The following is a 16,025-nucleotide window of genomic DNA, read 5'->3' as shown; positions in this document are numbered from 1 at the left end:
TCAGTACCTCACTCGCGGGTCGATGAGCGCCGCGATGACGTCGACGATGAAGTTGGTCAGCGCCACGATGACGGCGAGCAGGGCGACGATGCCCTGCACGGCCACGAAGTCGCGGGCCTGGAGGTACTCGGCGAGCTGGAAGCCGAGGCCCTTCCACTCGAAGGTGGTCTCGGTGAGGACGGCGCCGCCGAGCAGCAGGGCGATCTGCAGGCCGATCACGGTGATGATCGGGATGAGCGCGGGCCGGTAGGCGTGGGTGCGGACGAGCCGGAACTCGCTGACGCCGCGCGAGCGCGCCGCATCCACGTAATCGGTGCCGAGCGTGCCGATCACGTTGGTGCGCACCAGGCGCAGGAAGATGCCCGCGGTGAGCAGTCCCAGTGCGACGGCGGGGAGCACCGCGTGCGAGAGCACGTCCGAGATCGCGGCCGGGTCGCCGGTCTGGATCGCGTCGATCAGGTAGATGCCGGTCTTGTTCTCGAGGAACTGGAGCGAGAGCTCGGTGCTCGTCGAGGCGCGCCCGGCGACGGGGAACCACTTCAGCCAGACGGAGAACACCAGCTTCAGCAGCAGGCCCGCGAAGAACACCGGAGTCGCGTAGCAGAGGATCGCGAAGATGCGCAGCACCGCGTCGGGGGTGCGGTCGCGGTGGTAGGCGGCGAGCATCCCGAGCGGGATGCCGACCAGGAACGCCACGATCAGGGCGTAGAAGGCGAGCTCGACCGTCGCAGCGCCGTAGGTGAGGAGCACCTCGGTGACGGGGCGGTTGTCGCTCAGGGTGGTGCCGAAGTCGCCGGTCAGCAGCTTGCCGAGGTACTCGAGGTACTGCACGATCAGCGGCCGGTCGTAGCCGGCGGCGGCCACACGCTCGGCGAGCTGGTCCGCGGTCAGGCGGCCGCCGAGGGCCGCCGTGATCGGGTCGCCCGTGGAGCGCATGAGGAGGAACACCAGCGTCACGAGGATGAAGACGGTGGGGATGATGAGCAGGAAGCGGACGAGCAGGTAGCGCCCGAGTCCGCCCCCGGAGCCGCGCGGTCGCCGGGTGGGCGCCGTCGCCGCAGCCGTCGTGGCTGTCGTCACGTGATGCCTTTCGTGGAGAACGGCCGGCGCCTCCTGTCGGGGAGGCGCCGGCCGCGAGGGGGTGGATCAGCCCTTGCTGAGTGCCGCGTAGCGGAACTTGAACGAGGCGTCGAGGGTGTCCTCGGCTCCGCTCACGGTGCTGCCGACGACCGCGACCTGCGAGCCCTGCAGGTAGGGGACGGTCGAGAGCTGCGCCGCGACCTTCTCCTGGATCTGCTCGATCAGCGCGGTGCGCGCGTCGGCGTCGGTGGTCGAGACCTGCTGCGCGATCAGGCTCTGCACCTCGGCGTCGTCGAAGTGGTTCGCGAGGAAGTTCTCCTTGATGAAGAACGGCGAGAGGTAGTTGTCGGCGTCGGAGTAGTCGGGGAACCAGCCGAGCTGGTACGCCGGGTAGACGTCGCTCGAGCGGTCCTTCGAGTACTGCACCCACTCCGTGGTCTGCAGGTTCACGGTGAAGAGGCCGGTCGACTCCAGCTGGTCCTTGATCAGCGCGTACTCGTCGCCCGAGGACGGACCGTAGTGGTCGTTCGAGTACTGCAGGTTCAGGGTGACCGGAGCGGTGACGCCGGCGGCCTCGAGGGTCGCCTTCGCCTTGTCGGCGTCGGGCGCGCCGTTGCCGTCGCCGTAGAGCGACTTGAGCGGCTCGACCGCGCCGGTCAGGCCGGCGGGGACGTAGGAGTAGAGGGGGGTGTAGGTGCCCTTGTAGACCTGGTCGGCGATCTCGTCGCGGTCGATCAGGTCGGCGACGGCCTGGCGCACGGCGAGGGCCTTGGCGCTGTCGGCCTCACCGGTCGTCGCGCCGAAGGGCTGGGTGTCGAAGTTGAAGACGATGTAGCGGATCTCGCCGCCGGGGCCGTCCACGACCTTGACCGTGTCGTTGCCGCGGAGGTCGTCGATGTCCGTCGCCGAGAGGCTGCGGAACGCGACGTCGATGTTCCCCTCCTGGATGTCCAGCTTGAGGTTGGACGAGTCCGCGTAGTACTTGACGTTGACGGTGTCCGTCTTCGCCTCGCCGAGAACGCCCTGGTAGTCCGGGTAGGCCTTGTACTGGATGAGGTTGTTCACGTCGTAGTTCGCGATCGTGTACTGGCCGGCGAAGGCGTCGCCCGAGACGATGTCGGCGTCCGCGGTCAGCTCGTCGGCCGAGAAGACCTCCTCGTCCACGATCGGACCGGCGGGGCTCGAGAGGATCTGCGGGAAGGTCTGGTCGTTCTCGGACTTCAGCGTGAAGACCACGGTCGTGTCGTCCGGAGCCGCGACGCTGTCGAGGTTCGCCAGGAGCGAGGACGGGCCGTTCTCGGCCGCGATGCCGACCTGGCGGTCGAAGGAGAACTTCACGTCGGAGGAGGTGAGGTCGTGGCCGTTGGCCCACTTCAGTCCCTCCTTCAGCTTCACGGTGTACTCCGTGGGAGCGGTGAACTCCGCCGACTCGGCGATGTCGGGCTCGACGTCCGGGCTGCCGTAGGGGGTGTTCATCAGGAACGGGAACACCTGGTTCATCACGGCGAACGAGCCGTTGTCGTAGGAGCCCGCGGGGTCGAGCGTCGTGATCTTGTCGGTGGTGCCGATGGTCAGGGCCCCTCCGGCGCTGCCGCCGGACGAGTCGTTCCCGCCGGCGGCGCAGCCCGTCAGCACGAGCGCGACCGCGGCGAAGCCTGCGGCGGCGGCCAGTGCACGGGTGCCGCGGGTGGATGCGGAATTCATCTCCGTCTGCCTCTTCCTGTCAAGGATGGGATGCGGGCGCGCTCCGGGCGCGCGGACTCTCGGCACACAGATCTCCTGTGGGCTGTGGCGTCACGACACTGGACGCCCGCATTGCTGTTCCTCATGGGTAACACAGTTGGAAGCGCTCTCCGAACCGGCACAGGCGTGCGGCCGATTTCTTCACACGACCGCAACACGCTCACTCCGAGCGCAGCGCCCGCTTCTCGCGCTCGAGCTCGACCAGTCGCACCTGCACCGCGCGCGCCATCACCGGATCGGCGGACGCGCGCTGGAGCGCCCCGCGCAGCTCGGCGATCTCGCGGAGCAGGTCGCGCTCGATGAGCGAGATCGCCACGTCGCGGGAGTAGCGGGCGAGCCCCTCCTCATCGGCGGCCGGGATCGGCGCCACCGCGAGCTGGCGCACCAGCGAGGCGAAGGGACCGGGGACGTCGTCGGCGACGTGCTCGACCCAGTCGCGGTCCTCCGCCCGCTCGAGGTTCGCGACCACGGCGTCGCGGACCACGCGGAGGGTCTCGTTGGTGACCGCCGCGTGCGCCGCCCGGGCCAGGAGCTCCGGACCCATCGCCTGGGGCAGCTGGAGCATCGCCATCAGCGCCTCGCGCTCGATGCGCGTGACGACGTCGACGGGGAGGTCGGCGATGCGCGCGCCGAGGGGCGCCTCGGCCGCGGGTGATCCGCCGCCGCTCCGGCCGCCCTGCTGGTCGCGGCCGTCGGGTCCGGAGGAGCTGGGCCGGGATCCGGCGGAGCGCACGGCGGAGTTGACCTCGGCCATGTCCAGGCCGAGCATCCGGGCGAGCTCGCGGGAGTAGCCGGGCCGCAGCGCCGGGTCGCGGATCTCGGCGACGACCGGGGCGGCCGCGCGCAGGGCCGCGATCCGGCCCTCGACCGTCTCGAGGTCGTAGCGGTCCAGCAGCTGCCGGATGACGAACTCGAACATCGGCTTCTTGTCGTCGATGAGGCGGCGGACGGCGTCGTCTCCGCGGTTCAGGCGGAGGTCGCAGGGGTCCAGGCCCTCGGGCGCGACGGCGACGAAGGTCTGCGCGGCGAAGCGGTGCTCCTCCTGGAACGCGCGCATCGCCGCCTTCTGGCCCGCCGCGTCGGGGTCGAAGGTGAAGACGACCTCGCCGACGCCGCTGTCGTCGCCCAGCACCCGGCGCAGCACCTTGATGTGGTCGACGCCGAAGGAGGTGCCGCAGGTGGCGACCGCGGTGGTGACGCCGGCGAGGTGGCAGGCCATGACGTCCGTGTAGCCCTCGACGACGACCACCCGGTGCCCGCGGGAGATGTCCCGCTTGGCGAGGTCGAGCCCGTAGAGCACCTGGGACTTGTGGTAGACGGGCGTCTCGGGGGTGTTGAGGTACTTGGGGCCCTTGTCCTCCTCGAGGAGGCGGCGGGCGCCGAAGCCGACGGTCTGGCCGGTCACGTCGCGGATCGGCCAGACGAGGCGGCCGCGGAAGCGGTCGTAGACGCCGCCGCGGTTGTTGCTGCTGACCAGGCCGGCCGTGGTCAACTCCTCTTCCGAGAAGCCGCGGCGCTTGAGCGCGGTCGTGAGCCCGTCCCAGCCGTCGGGTGCGAAGCCGACGCCGAAGCGGTCGGCGGCGGCGCGGTCGAAGCCCCGCTCGCCGAGGAAGCGCCGACCGACGTCGGCGCCCGGGGTCGCGAGCTGCTCGCGGAAGTACTCCTCCGCGGCGTCGTTCGCGGCGAGGAGGCGCGCTCGCCCGCCGGTCTCGGGCGCGCGGCCGTCGCCGTCCTCGTACTGCAGCGGGAAGCCGATCCGCCCGGCGAGGCGCTCGACGGTCTCGCTGAACGAGCTGTGGTCCATCTTCATGATGAAGCTGTAGACGTCGCCCGACTCCTGGCAGCCGAAGCAGTGGTAGAAGCCGGCCTGCGGGCGGACGTGGAAGCTGGGGCTGCGCTCGTCGTGGAAGGGGCAGAGGCCCTTCAGCGAGCCGATGCCGGCCGACTTCAGCGTGACGTACTCGCCGATCACGTCGCCGATGTTCACCCGCGCCTTGACCTCCTCGACATCTGACTGTCGGATCCGAGGCATGGGGTCCATCGTATCGGCCGCCGGGGCCGCCGAGCCGGGGTGGGGAGAACTGCACCAGGGCGGCGCGGATCACCCCGAGACCTGTGATCCACCCGCACCCCGAGATCAGGGTCATCCCTGATCCGCACCCGCCCGCCGTCTCCGAGAATCGACCCATGCCCCCTGCCGCCTCCCGCCCGCCTCTCCTGCGTGCTCTGCTCGTCGCCCTGCTCGGCGGTCTCGTCCTGGGCGGGCTCACCAGCCTGCTGCAGGGCTCCCTCCCGCCGTCGGTGAGCTCGTTCGCCAACTCTTCCGGGGGCTGGTCCATGCTCGTGTTCGCGCTCGTACGCCTCGGCGGCGCCCGACCGGCGGCGGCGACCGCTCTCGGCCTGCTGAGCTTCTGGGCGCTGCTCGAGGGCTACGACCTGGTGATCGCGGCGCGCGGCTTCGGCTACTCGCCTCCCTTCACGGACGTCTTCTGGCTGCTCGCCGTCCCCGCCGGGCCGATCCTGGGCGCCGCCGCCGCACTCACCCTCTACGGCTCGAGGACGTGGCGCGTCCTGGCTGTCGCGCCGCTCTCGGGCGTGCTGATCGGCGAGGGCGTCTGGGCGCTGGGCGCGGTCGCCGACACCACGAGTCCGGTGTACTGGTGGCTCCAGATCGTCCTGGGCGCGGGCTTCCTCGTCCTGGCCGTCGTGCGGAGGAGGCCGCGCGCACTCGTCTCGCTCGCGGCGCTCGGCGTCACCGCGGCGGCCGCCGTCGCCTTCTTCGTCGTCTACTCCGCGCTGTGAACCGTTCGAGAGGGTCGTCGCTGACCCTCCGCGCACTCGCGGGTTCCGCCCTCCTCCTGGCCCTCGCAGGGTGCACCACCACGGCGGACACCCCGGTCGCGCCGCCGTCGTCCGCCTCGGTGCCGTCGTCGGTATCCTCCGCCACCCCTCCTCCGATCGACGTCTCCGCCGAGCTGGCCGCGCTCGAGAACGAGTTCGACGCCCGGATCGGCGTCAGCGCCGTCGACACCGGCTCGGGCCGCCGGGTCCATCACCGGGCCGACGAGCGCTTCGGCTTCGCCTCGAGCCTCAAAGCCCTCGCCGCAGCGGAGTTCCTGCGCACAGTCCCCGCCGCCGAGCGGGACGAGGTGGTCACCTGGACCGTCGCCGACGTCGAGGCGGCGGGCTACTCCCCCGTCACGGAGGAGAGCACCGCCACCGGCCTGCCGCTGTCGCAGCTCGCCGAGGCGACCGTCCGCCGGAGCGACAACACAGCTCTGAACCTCGTGCTCCGGCGCCTCGGCGGACCCTCCGCCCTCGACCGAGGACTGGAGGCTCTCGGCGACACCACCACCGAGGTGGTGAACGAGGAGCCCGCGCTGAACACGATCGAGCCCGGCAGCACCGAGGACACCACCACCCCGGCCGCGTTCACGGCCGACCTCGCCGCTGTCGCCACGGGTGACGTGCTGTCCGCGGAGGACCGGGCACTCCTGCTCGACTGGATGAGCGGCAACGCGACCGGCGACACTCTCGTCCGGTCGGGCGCTCCAGCCGGCTGGAGCGTCGCGGACAAGTCCGGGGGCGCCGGGGGGATCCGCAACGACGTCGCCGTGGTGACGCCTCCCGGGCGGGACGCGGTCGTGCTGTCGATCCTCTCGGCGCGCAACGACCCCGAGGCGGACTACGACGACGCGCTGGTCGCCCGCGCCGCGGCCGTCGTGCTGGGAGCCCTGCGGTAGCGGCCGCCCGGGGTCAGCAGTGCCGGTTCACGTAGCCCGCTGCGCCACGGGGGACGACGTCGCGGTCGCGGAGGGTGACCGAGATGCTCCGGCCCTGCGCGGCGCAGGCCTCGGAGTAGGCGGACCGGCCGTTGTCGGTGTACTCGATCTCGTAGACCTGGCGCCCGTAGACGTCCGTGTACGCCGCGCACTCGTCGTAGACCTGGCACTCCTCGACGACGGCGAAGTCGAAGCCGACCGTCCTCTTCCCGGCAGCGGCGAGGTCGGCTCCGTTCTTCTGGCCGATCGCCAGGCCGGAGCGGTGAGCGCGCGCCGTCAGGAGGGTGGCGAACGCCAGCGCCTGCGACTTCGTCAACCTCCCGCCTGAGCGGGTGTAGCTGTCCAGATTGTCGGCCTCGACGGCGTCGAAGCCGTCCTCGGCGCAGCCGTCGATCCAGGCGCCGACGATCGCGAGCAGAGCGGTCCGCTTCGCGGCGGTCGAGACGTCGAAGAGGTACTCGTCCGGCCAGCCCGGATCGGCGAGGGGCTTCCCGTCCGCTCGCCTCACCAGGAGCTCGAGGTGCCGCTTCGCGAAGGCGGCGCTCTCGCCGGGCTGGGTCTGGAAGGCGTTCACGTAGCAGATGCTGTAGCGGCCGGCGGCGGGCGCGTCCGTGCGGTCGCGGTCGACGATGGTGACGCTCGACGCCGGAGCGTAGGCGCCTCCCAGCTGGTAGTCGAGGACGCCGTTCGCGGGAGGGAGCAGCGGTGCCGCCGAGGCCGCGGCGGGCTGGATCAGCAGCAGCCCCGCGACGACCACGGCGAGGAGGCCGAGACGGGGCCGACGCGGCCTCATCCGGGAGCTCCCGGCGTGCGCCCTGCGGCTCGCACGCCTGTGGCCGCCGGCAGCGCGCCGAGTGCGAGCTCGCCGATGACCGCGATGCGGTCCGCCGGTGCTCCGTCGCGGGCCTGCGTCGACATCCCGCTGAGCACGGCGACGACGAAGGCGGCGACGGATCCGGCGTCCGTCTCCGGCGGCACGTCGCCCTCCTCGATCCCGCGCTCGACTCGTGCGGCGACGAGCGCCTCCATCTCGCGGCGACGGGCCTCGAGCCGCGGCTCGCTCAGCACGAAGCAGCCGGCAGGAGTGCCGGGCGCGGAGTACCCCTCCGCGCTGACGCGGACGACGGCGGCGACGGCCTCGCGCGCCGTCGGCCGGTGCGAGTACAGCATCGGCTTGCTCATCCCCGACCGTGCCGCGATGCGGTCGACCCGCGCTCCCGCCAGCCCGTGCGCCGCGAACTCCTCCGTCGCCGCCTCGAGGATCCGCTGCCGTGTCCGCTCCGCTCCCACGCCCTCACCGTACCCGCCGCCCCGCGCCCCTCCGCGCCTCGCGGTGCGGTGCCCTCCCCGCCCTCCGAGCCGACCGGCCGACCCGCACACCAGCACATCGCCTCAGACGACGCACCCGGCTCCCTGGAACCCACCACCCCGACAAGCCGACCGCGGTGACGCCTGGCGGTGACGGGCGTGCCCCCGGCACCGCCGAACGGCCGATCCGCGTGCCAGCGGATCGCCCTAGGCGGACGCACCCCGCATTACGAAACGCACCACCCCGACAAGCCGACCGCGGTGACGCCCGGCGGTGACCGGCGTGCCCCCGGCACCGCCGAACGGCCGATCCGCGTGCCAGCGGATCGCCCTAGGCGGACGCACCCCGCTCCCTGGAACGCACCACCCCGCGAAGCCGACCGCGCCACGCCGGGCAGGGACCGGCGTGGAATCGAGCACCGCCGACCGCGCCGAGCCGGGCAGAGACCGGCGTGCCACCGGCACCGCCGAACGGACGATCCGCGTAACAGCGGATCGCCTCAGGCGGACGCACCCCGCTCCCTGGAACGCACCACCTCGACAAGCCGACCGCGGTGACGCCGAGCAGGGACCGGCGGCACAGCTGAGCCGGGCGCCGCCCGGCTCAGCGCATCAGCACAGCCTCTCGAACCAGGCGAGGGCGCTCTGGTCGGTGAGGTTGGCGACCTGGTCGACGACGACGCGGCGGCGGGCGTCGTCGTCGGGGGCGGCGTGCCAGTCCTCGGCGAAGCCGGGCTCGAGGGTTCCCGGGCCGCGGTCGAGGAGGGTGTCGGCGAGGCGGGTGAGGACTTCGCGCTGCTGGGCGTAGATGGGCTGGCGGGTGTTCCGCGACATCACGAACGTCGCGACGATCCCCTTGAGCACGGCGATCTCGGCCTGCTGCTCGCGGGGGACGACGACGTGGCCGCCGAAGCGGACGAGGTCGGGGTGCTGGTACGCCTCGCGGGTGGCCTCGGTGGCGGCGGCGGCGAAGCGGCCGATGAGCTGGCTGGTGAGGTTCTTGAGCCGGGCCTGGTCGCGGCGGGAGCCGTCCCAGGAGGAGACCCACACGTCGAGCGAGTCGAGACGGTCGAAGGCGGCGACGAGCTCGTCGTGTCCGACCTCCCCGCCGACCCAGGAGTGCATCGACTGCACGAGGTCCTCGTGGTCGGCGCGGGAGCCGAGTGCTTCGACGTCGATGTAGCCGGAGACCACCGCGTCCTCGAAGTCGTGCACGGAGTACGCGATGTCGTCCGAGAGGTCCATCACCTCGGCCTCGATGCAGCGCACCCCCTCGGGGGCGCCCTCGCGCATCCAGGCGAACGCGGGGGCGTCGTCGGCGTAGAAGCCGAACTTGGCGCGCCCCGACGGGTCGGCGACCGAGCGCGTGTCGGGCCAGGGGTACTTGCAGCTCGCGTCGATGCTGGCGCGGGTGAGGTTCAGCCCGTAGGGGCGGGCGTCGTCGCCGAACACCTTCGGCTCGAGCCGCGTGAGCAGCCGGAAGGTCTGCGCGTTGCCCTCGAAGCCGCCGATCCCCTCGGCCCAGGTGTTGAGCGCGCGCTCGCCGTTGTGCCCGAACGGCGGATGCCCGATGTCGTGCGCGAGGCAGGCCGTGTCGACGACGTCGGGGTCGAGGTCGAGGCTCGTGGCGAGCTCCCGGCCGATCTGCGCCACCTCGAGCGAGTGTGTCAGGCGGTTGCGCGCGAAGTCGACGCCCGCCGTGGGGCTGAGCACCTGGGTCTTCGCGGCCAGGCGGCGGAGCGCGCTGGAGTGGAAGAGCCGGGCGCGGTCGCGGGCGAAGTCGGAGCGGCGGGTCGAGTGGTCCTCCGGCAGGAATCGCTCGGTGTCGACGAGCGAGTACCCCCAGAGCGCGCGGTCATCCACCGCTGTTGTGGATCTCGGCGGCCGAGACCGCGTCGCGCTGCCCGGCGTCGAGCTCGCGGGACTCGAGCCAGCGGTCCGGGAGGGAGGGGACCTTGGGCGAGCCGGCGCGGCCCCGCTGCCCCTCGGCCGCCTCGCCCGGGTAGGGCTGCGTCCAGTCGAGCGTCGCCAGGAGCTCGTCGAGCTGCGCGAGCGACTCGACCGTGGCCAGGCGGGCGCGGAGGTCGCCGCCGACGGCGTAGCCCTTGAAGTACCAGGCGACGTGCTTGCGGATGTCGCGGCAGCCGCGCTCCTCGCTCTCGAAGAAATCGACGAGCAGCTCCGCGTGGCGTCGGAACGCCTCGGCGACCTGCCCGAGCGAGGGGCGGAACCGCTCGTCGGAGCCGGCGAACGCGGCGGCGAGGTCGCCGAAGAGCCAGGGGCGCCCGAGGCAGCCGCGACCCACGACGACTCCGTCGCAGCCCGTCTCGGCCATCATCCGCAGCGCGTCCTCGGCCGACCAGATGTCGCCGTTGCCCAGCACGGGCACGCTCGTGACCGTCTCCTTGAGCGTGGCGATCGCCGACCAGTCGGCGTGCCCGCTGTAGAACTCGGAGGCGGTGCGCGCGTGCAGCGCGATCGACGCGACTCCGGCGCCCTCGGCGGCACGGGCGGCCTCGAGGTAGGTGAGGTGGTCCGGGTCGATGCCCTTGCGCATCTTGACGGTGAGCGGGACGTCGCCGGCGGCCTTCACGGCGCCCTCGACGATCTGCCGGAACAGCGGGAGCTTCCACGGCAGGGCCGCTCCCCCGCCCTTCCGGGTGACCTTGGGCACGGGGCAGCCGAAGTTGAGGTCGATGTGGTCGGCCCGGTCCTCGGCGACGAGCATGGTGACCGCTTCGGCGACCGTGACCGGGTCCACTCCGTAGAGCTGGATCGAGCGCACCGACTCGCTGGGGTGGTGGCGGATGAGGCGCATCGATTCCGGCGTGCGCTCGACGAGCGCGCGGGAGGTGATCATCTCGCTCACGTAGAGGCCGTTGCCGAACTCGCGGCAGAGGCGGCGGAACGCCGTGTTGGTGATGCCCGCCATGGGGGCGAGCACCACCGGCGCGTCGAGTTCGAGGGGGCCGATCCGGAGCGCCGGCGCGGTGCGCGCGGGCGGGGCGGCCGTGAGAGTGGAGGACATCGGTATCGATTCTCCCAGATCCTGTGTTGGGGAAGGCGGAGTGACGAGCGGAGAGGTGGAGAGATGAACGGGAGCACACCTGTGGAGGACGGTTCGCAGCGGCTGGAGGCGGACGCGTCCGCCCGCGGCCTTGCGGTCGAGATCGTGGAGAGGCCCGCTGCCGGCAGCCTGCACGAGGCGGCCGCGCTGCTCGGCATCGAGCCCGGCGACATCGTGAAGTCGCTCGTGGTGAAGCGCCACGACGGCGGCTACCTGTTCGCCCTGGTCCCCGGCGGGCGGCAGATCGCGTGGCCGAAGCTGCGCGCGGTGGTCGGAGTGAACAAGCTCCGCCTCCCGGACGAGACGGCCGCCCTCGAGGCGACCGGCTACCGGCGCGGCACCATCACCCCGATCGGCTCCACGACGGCCTGGCCGGTCTACGCCGACGAGCGGATCCTCGGCCGCCGCGTGGCGATGGGAGCCGGCGCCGACGGGCGCAGCGCCTTCGTCGACGCGGACGCCCTCGTGGCCGCCTACGGCGCGACCGTGGCCGACATCACCGTGGAGGAGCCTCCGCGCTGATCGGCGGCACCTCGGCCTGCGGTTCCGCTTCCGTGGCCGGCGGCACGGCGCAGACGCCGTCCTCGCACAGCGGCACGCCGGAGTCGCCCAGCATTTCGAACGGCCCGCTCACGCGACGGCCGCCCGCTGCTCCAGCACGTGCTCGAGGACCTCGGTGAACGCCGCCGGCTCCTGGGCGCCGGAGACGCCGAAGCGCCCGTCGAGGACGAAGAACGGCACCCCCGAGATCCCGTACTCGCGGGCCTGGGCGATGTCGGACTGCACCCGCCCGAGGTAGCGCCGGTCCTCGAGAGCGCGGCGCGTCTCCGCCGGGTCGAGCCCGACCTCGCCGGCGAGCGAGGCGAGCACCTCCGGATCGGCCAGGTCGCGGCCCTCGACGAAGTACGCGCTCAGGAGACGCTCGACGAGCTCGAGCTGCAGTCCGTTCTCCTTGGCGTGGTGGAGCGCCTGGTGGGCGGTGACCGTCTTGACGTGGCGCACCGACTCGAAGTGGTAGTCGAGGCCGACGCCCGCCGCGACCGCCGTGACGGAGTCGAGCATCTGCTGCGCCTGCGCCTCCGGGATGCCCTTGTGCTCGGCGAGGAACGCCGCCTCTCCCCCGCGGTAGTCCTCCGGCGTGTCCGGCGAGAGCTCGAAGCTGCGGTACTCCACGACGACCTCCGGAGCCTCGGGGTGCGCGGCGCGGAAGGCCTCGAGCCCGCGCTCGAACCGGCGCTTCCCGATGTAGCACCAGGGGCAGGCGATGTCGGACCAGACGTCGACGTACAGGGGGCTCGGCTCAGCACTCACCCCCAGGACAACGGAGGGGGCGCCCCGCTATTCCCGCAGCACGCGGACGAGCTCGTCCACGTCGGACTCGTCGTTCCAGAGGTGGAAGGCGATGCGGAGCCGGCCGCCGCGGCCCGAGACGCGCAGACCCGCGGCCTGCAGCAGCTCCAGGTCCGCTCCCCCCTCGTCCGGCCAGGACACGAGCGCCCGGTGCTGAGGCTCCCGGTCAAGCCGCTCGCACAGCAGGTCGCCGAGGCCGGAGGCGTGCGCCCAGACCGCGTCGAGGTCGAGCGAGCGGAACAGAGCGAGCGACGCCTCGGCGCCGGCGAACGCCTGCCAGGCCGGCGAGACGTCGAAGCGGCGGGCGTTCTCGGCCAGGTGCATGGCCGGTCCGTAGCAGGACGACCACACGTCCTCCCCCGAGTACCAGCCCGCCTGCACGGGGACGAGCTCGGCCGCGTAGGCGGGCGAGACGGTGAGGAACGCCACTCCGCGCGGCGAGCACAGCCACTTGTAGGCGTGGGTGAGGGTCGCGTCGAAGCGGGAGGCGTCGACCGGCAGGACGCCGGCCGCCTGCGTCAGGTCGCACGCGGTCCGCACTCCGTGGCGCGCGGCCGCCTCGAGGACGGCGTCGAGATCGGCGAGCGCTCCGCTGCTGGACTGCACGGCGGAGAAGACGACGAGGTCGTCCCCGTCCTCGACGGAGTCGGCCAGCGCCTCGAGCGCGACGGAGCGCACGGTCACTCCGCGGTGCGCCTGGGCGAGGAAGGGGAACACGATGGAGGAGAAGTCGCCGTCCACGCAGAGCACGCGGGCCCCGTCGGGCAGCGAGGCGGCGAGCACGGCGGCCATGGCGGAGGTCTGCGAGCCGATCGCGACACGGTCGACCGGGACGCCGGCGATCGCGGCGAACGAGGCACGCGCGCGCTCGGCGACAACGCCGTAGGCGGCGGCCGTGCTCTCCCCGGACGACCAGCCGTCGAGGTCCGCCCGCAGCGCCTCGACGGTCTCCCGCGGCGGCAGGCCGAGGGTGCAGGCGTTGTGGTAGCCGCGGGCACCGGCGAAGCGCGCGCGCAGGTCGGCGGAGTTCGGCAGTGCGGTGCTCACCTCTCGAGGATGACGCTCCGGAGCCGGATCGCCAAGACCGGGGAGCGACCGGGCGCGCCGGCGGCGGGCCCGGTCAGCGGGCGGCGAGGGCGTGCGCCTGCTCGAGCACGGCGACGACCTCGCGGGCCTCGCGGACGTCGACCGGCGAGGGAGCGCCGTCCTGGAGGGACCGCGCGACCTGCTCGAGGAACGCGGCGTATCGTCCCCGCTCACTCGGCACGGGGTGTGCGCCGGAGTCGTCGACGAGGACGCCCCATCCCTCCGGCGCGACCTCGCCGAAGCCGTCGTCGTCCGGTCGGGCGCCGCCGGTGCGGAGCGCGGTCTCCTGCGGATCGAGACCGTCGACGCTGAAGGCGGCGCGGGTGCCGAGCACGCGGAAGCGGGGGCCGGTCGCCCGGGCGACGCGGCTCATGGTGAGGTGGGAGCGGACGCCGCTGTGATGCAGGAGCGAGACGAACGCGTCGTCCTCGCTCGCGGAGCCCTCGTGGACGGTCCGGGTCTCGGCCGCCGTGACGACCGCCGGGCCGAACAGCAGCAGCGCCTGGTCGACCAGGTGGCTGCCGAGATCGAAGAGGATCCCGCCACCCTCGGCCGGACCCGTCTCGCTCTGCCACCGGCCCGTCTTCGGCGCGCTCCAGCGCTCGAAGGTCGACTCGAAGCGGAGGACCTCGCCGAGGACCCCTTCGCCCAGGAGGCGGCGGAGGGTGAGCAGATCGGCGTCCCAGCGCCGGTTCTGGAAGACGAAGACGGGCGCACCGCTCCGCTCGGAGGCGGCGATGACCGCGTCCGCGTCGGCCGTGCTCGGTGCGAAGGGCTTGTCGATCACGACGGCGACTCCGGCCTCGAGCACTCGGACGGCCTGCTCCCGGTGCACCGACGGCGGCGAGGCGAGCACGACCAGCTCCGGCCGCTCGGCGAGCACCGCGTCGAGGTCGGGCACGATCCGGGCCTCGGGATGCGCGGCGGAGGCCGCGGCCCTCCGACCGGCGTCGCGGGTGGAGACGGCGACGACCTCGAAAGCGGGATCCGCCGCGAGGAACGGACCGTGGAAGACGCTGCCCGCGAGCCCGAAGCCGACGATTCCGGCCCGGATCACGAGGAGGCCCCCGGCACGTCGACCGCGCCGCCGAAGCGGCGGGAGCGGCCGGAGTAGTGCTCGATCGCGTCCCAGAGGTCGGTCCGCGTGAAGTCCGGCCAGAGCCGGTCGAGGAACACCATCTCGGCGTAGGCGCTCTGCCAGAGCAGGAAGTTGCTGGTGCGCTGCTCGCCGGAGGAGCGCACGAAGAGGTCGACGTCCGGCATCTCCGGCACGTACAGCGCCTTGGCGATCGTCTTCTCGGAGATGCCGGAGGGCTTGAGCCGCCCCGCCTGGACCTCGGCGGCGAGCCGCTGCACCGCGTCGGCGATCTCGGTGCGCCCGCCGTAGTTGACGCACATGGTGAGCGTCAGCACGTCGTTGTCCGCGGTCATCCGCTCGGCGAACTGCAGCTCGTTGATCACCGACGCCCACAGGCGCGGCTTCCGGCCGGCCCAGCGGATGCGCACGCCCCACTCGTTGAGCTGATCGCGGCGGCGGTGCAGCACATCGCGGTTGAAGCCCATCAGGAAGCGCACCTCCTCGGGCGAGCGCTTCCAGTTCTCGGTCGAGAACGCGTAGACGCTGAGGTGCTTCACGCCGATCTGGATCGCTCCGGCCACGACGTCCATCAGCGCCGTCTCGCCGCGCTTGTGCCCCTCGATCCTCGTCAGGCCGCGGGAGTTCGCCCAGCGGCCGTTCCCGTCCATCACGATGGCGACGTGCCCCGGAACGGCCTTCCGCGGGATCGCGGGCGGGTGGATCCCGGTCCAGTCGAGAGGGCGGTACGGCTCGGCGTCCTTGTGGGTGAAGGGCTTCATCGGGTGACGTGCTCCAGGGATCTCAGACCGCGTTCGAGATGGAACTGCGTGTAGGCGGCGACCACTCCGCTCGCCCGCGACCGCGTGGTCGGCTCGGTGGTCTCGGCATGGGCCCAGTCTCCTGTAAGCAGTGCGCCCAGCAGGACCACGACCTCCGGAGCGACCCGCGGTGCGCCGGGCGGCGTGCAGTCGGCGCAGACGACGCCTCCGAGCTGCACCACGACCGCGCCGTGGGGCCCGGGGGCGCCGCATCGCGCGCAGTCCTCGAAGCTGGGCGCCCAGCCCGCGATCGAGAGCGCCCGCAGGAGGTAGGAGTCGAGCGTCAGCACCGGCTCGTGCTCGTGCTTCGAGAGCGAGCGCAGGGCCCCGACGAGCAGCAGGTACTGCTGCAGGGAGGCGTCCGCGTCGGTGAGGCGGTCGGCCGTCTCGACCATCGCGCTCGCCGCCGTGTAGCTGTCGTAATCGGCGGCGATCAGCGCACCGTAGGCGCCGAGCGACTCGGCCTGCGTGACGATGTCGAGGCTCCGGCCCTCGTAGAGCTGGAGGTCGGCGACCATGAACGGCTCGAGCCGCGAGCCGAACTTGGAGCCGGTCTTGCGCACGCCCTTCGCCACCGCGCGGATCTTGCCGTGGCTGCGCGAGAGCAGCGTCACGATGCGGTCGGCCTCGCCCAGCTTGTGCGTGCGGAGCACCACGGCTTCGTCGCGATAGGTGGGCATCCTCCGATTATCCCCCCGACCCCCGACACCCGG

The 16,025-nt window shown here is 72.5% G+C and carries 15 protein-coding genes; 3 read left to right on the top strand and 12 right to left on the bottom strand.

Annotation, left to right across the window (positions count from 1 at the left end; genetic code table 11):
• From C5C29_RS10185 to dnaG, 3 genes are all read right to left on the bottom strand, one after another.
• A complete protein-coding gene (locus C5C29_RS10185; RefSeq protein ID WP_104223444.1) occupies positions 1–1,080 on the bottom strand; it encodes an ABC transporter permease in 1,080 nt (359 codons plus the stop codon).
• A 66-nt stretch (positions 1,081–1,146) separates the two neighbouring features.
• A complete protein-coding gene (locus tag C5C29_RS10180; RefSeq protein WP_104223443.1) occupies positions 1,147–2,784 on the bottom strand; it encodes an ABC transporter substrate-binding protein in 1,638 nt (545 codons plus the stop codon).
• 199 nt (positions 2,785–2,983) lie between these two features.
• Entirely contained in the window at positions 2,984–4,855 is a 1,872-nt protein-coding gene (dnaG, locus tag C5C29_RS10175) for a DNA primase (RefSeq protein WP_104308347.1), read from the bottom strand.
• Positions 4,856–5,010: 155 nt separating this feature from the next.
• Here dnaG and C5C29_RS10170 point away from each other — a divergent pair, with 155 nt between their 5' ends.
• Both C5C29_RS10170 and bla read left to right on the top strand, forming a co-directional pair.
• Positions 5,011–5,625 carry a DUF6518 family protein gene (locus C5C29_RS10170; protein WP_146083482.1) on the top strand — a complete coding sequence of 205 codons (615 nt, stop codon included), beginning with the start codon at positions 5,011–5,013 and terminating at the stop codon, positions 5,623–5,625.
• Positions 5,622–6,566: a class A beta-lactamase gene (gene bla, locus C5C29_RS10165; RefSeq protein WP_258069486.1), complete on the top strand. Its 945-nt coding sequence runs from the start codon at positions 5,622–5,624 to the stop codon at positions 6,564–6,566. The genes C5C29_RS10170 and bla overlap by 4 nt, the downstream gene beginning before the upstream one ends.
• 13 nt (positions 6,567–6,579) lie before the next feature.
• Here the strand turns inward: bla and C5C29_RS10160 are convergent, their stop codons facing one another.
• From C5C29_RS10160 to dusB, 4 genes are all read right to left on the bottom strand, one after another.
• Positions 6,580–7,398: an endo alpha-1,4 polygalactosaminidase gene (locus C5C29_RS10160; RefSeq protein WP_104308346.1), complete on the bottom strand. Its 819-nt coding sequence runs from the start codon at positions 7,396–7,398 to the stop codon at positions 6,580–6,582.
• Positions 7,395–7,895, bottom strand: coding sequence for a TetR family transcriptional regulator (locus C5C29_RS17510; RefSeq protein ID WP_104226690.1), 501 nt, complete (start codon positions 7,893–7,895; stop codon positions 7,395–7,397). Before C5C29_RS17510 ends, C5C29_RS10160 begins: the two co-directional genes overlap by 4 nt.
• Before the next feature lie 630 nt (positions 7,896–8,525).
• Positions 8,526–9,776, bottom strand: a complete 1,251-nt coding sequence (locus C5C29_RS10150; protein ID WP_104223438.1) for a deoxyguanosinetriphosphate triphosphohydrolase — start codon at positions 9,774–9,776, stop codon at positions 8,526–8,528.
• Positions 9,769–10,941: a tRNA dihydrouridine synthase DusB gene (dusB, locus tag C5C29_RS10145; protein WP_104223437.1), complete on the bottom strand. Its 1,173-nt coding sequence runs from the start codon at positions 10,939–10,941 to the stop codon at positions 9,769–9,771. Before dusB ends, C5C29_RS10150 begins: the two co-directional genes overlap by 8 nt.
• 63 nt (positions 10,942–11,004) lie before the next feature.
• On the opposite strand from dusB, the gene C5C29_RS10140 reads away from it, so the two are divergent.
• On the top strand, positions 11,005–11,502 hold the full coding sequence (locus tag C5C29_RS10140) for an aminoacyl-tRNA deacylase (RefSeq protein ID WP_104223436.1): 498 nt from the start codon (positions 11,005–11,007) through the stop codon (positions 11,500–11,502).
• A 108-nt stretch (positions 11,503–11,610) separates the two neighbouring features.
• Here the strand turns inward: C5C29_RS10140 and C5C29_RS10135 are convergent, their stop codons facing one another.
• The 5 genes from C5C29_RS10135 to recO all read right to left on the bottom strand — a co-directional run bounded on the left by C5C29_RS10135 (position 11,611) and on the right by recO (position 15,992).
• Complete coding sequence (locus C5C29_RS10135; protein ID WP_104223435.1) at positions 11,611–12,291, bottom strand: DsbA family protein; 681 nt, start codon at positions 12,289–12,291, stop codon at positions 11,611–11,613.
• Positions 12,292–12,318: 27 nt separating this feature from the next.
• Positions 12,319–13,377, bottom strand: a complete 1,059-nt coding sequence (locus C5C29_RS10130; protein ID WP_104223434.1) for an aminotransferase class V-fold PLP-dependent enzyme — start codon at positions 13,375–13,377, stop codon at positions 12,319–12,321.
• Between the two features lie 73 nt (positions 13,378–13,450).
• Positions 13,451–14,473, bottom strand: a complete 1,023-nt coding sequence (locus C5C29_RS10125; RefSeq protein WP_104223433.1) for a Gfo/Idh/MocA family oxidoreductase — start codon at positions 14,471–14,473, stop codon at positions 13,451–13,453.
• On the bottom strand, positions 14,470–15,273 hold the full coding sequence (locus C5C29_RS10120; RefSeq protein ID WP_104308345.1) for an isoprenyl transferase: 804 nt from the start codon (positions 15,271–15,273) through the stop codon (positions 14,470–14,472). Before C5C29_RS10120 ends, C5C29_RS10125 begins: the two co-directional genes overlap by 4 nt.
• A complete protein-coding gene (recO, locus tag C5C29_RS10115; RefSeq protein WP_104223431.1) occupies positions 15,270–15,992 on the bottom strand; it encodes a DNA repair protein RecO in 723 nt (240 codons plus the stop codon). Before recO ends, C5C29_RS10120 begins: the two co-directional genes overlap by 4 nt.
• Between the last annotated feature and the right edge of the window lie 33 nt (positions 15,993–16,025).

The sequence above is a fragment of the Rathayibacter sp. AY1H2 genome (genome assembly GCF_002931985.1).
In the GTDB taxonomy this organism is placed as follows: domain Bacteria; phylum Actinomycetota; class Actinomycetes; order Actinomycetales; family Microbacteriaceae; genus Rathayibacter.
The sequence above is the reverse complement of the archived record's forward strand: the minus strand, read 5'-3'. Positions and strand labels throughout refer to the sequence as shown.

What these genes read in the sequence shown, in the direction of transcription:
- recO (WP_104223431.1), bottom strand. Translation starts at nt 15,992, where the DNA reads ATGCCCACCTATCGCGACGAAGCCGTGGTGCTCCGCACGCACAAGCTG.
- C5C29_RS10180 (WP_104223443.1), bottom strand. Translation starts at nt 2,784, where the DNA reads ATGAATTCCGCATCCACCCGCGGCACCCGTGCACTGGCCGCCGCCGCA.
- dusB (WP_104223437.1), bottom strand. Translation starts at nt 10,941, where the DNA reads ATGTCCTCCACTCTCACGGCCGCCCCGCCCGCGCGCACCGCGCCGGCG.
- dnaG (WP_104308347.1), bottom strand. Translation starts at nt 4,855, where the DNA reads ATGCCTCGGATCCGACAGTCAGATGTCGAGGAGGTCAAGGCGCGGGTG.
- C5C29_RS10120 (WP_104308345.1), bottom strand. Translation starts at nt 15,273, where the DNA reads ATGAAGCCCTTCACCCACAAGGACGCCGAGCCGTACCGCCCTCTCGAC.
- C5C29_RS10170 (WP_146083482.1), top strand. Translation starts at nt 5,011, where the DNA reads ATGCCCCCTGCCGCCTCCCGCCCGCCTCTCCTGCGTGCTCTGCTCGTC.
- C5C29_RS10140 (WP_104223436.1), top strand. Translation starts at nt 11,005, where the DNA reads ATGAACGGGAGCACACCTGTGGAGGACGGTTCGCAGCGGCTGGAGGCG.
- C5C29_RS10160 (WP_104308346.1), bottom strand. Translation starts at nt 7,398, where the DNA reads ATGAGGCCGCGTCGGCCCCGTCTCGGCCTCCTCGCCGTGGTCGTCGCG.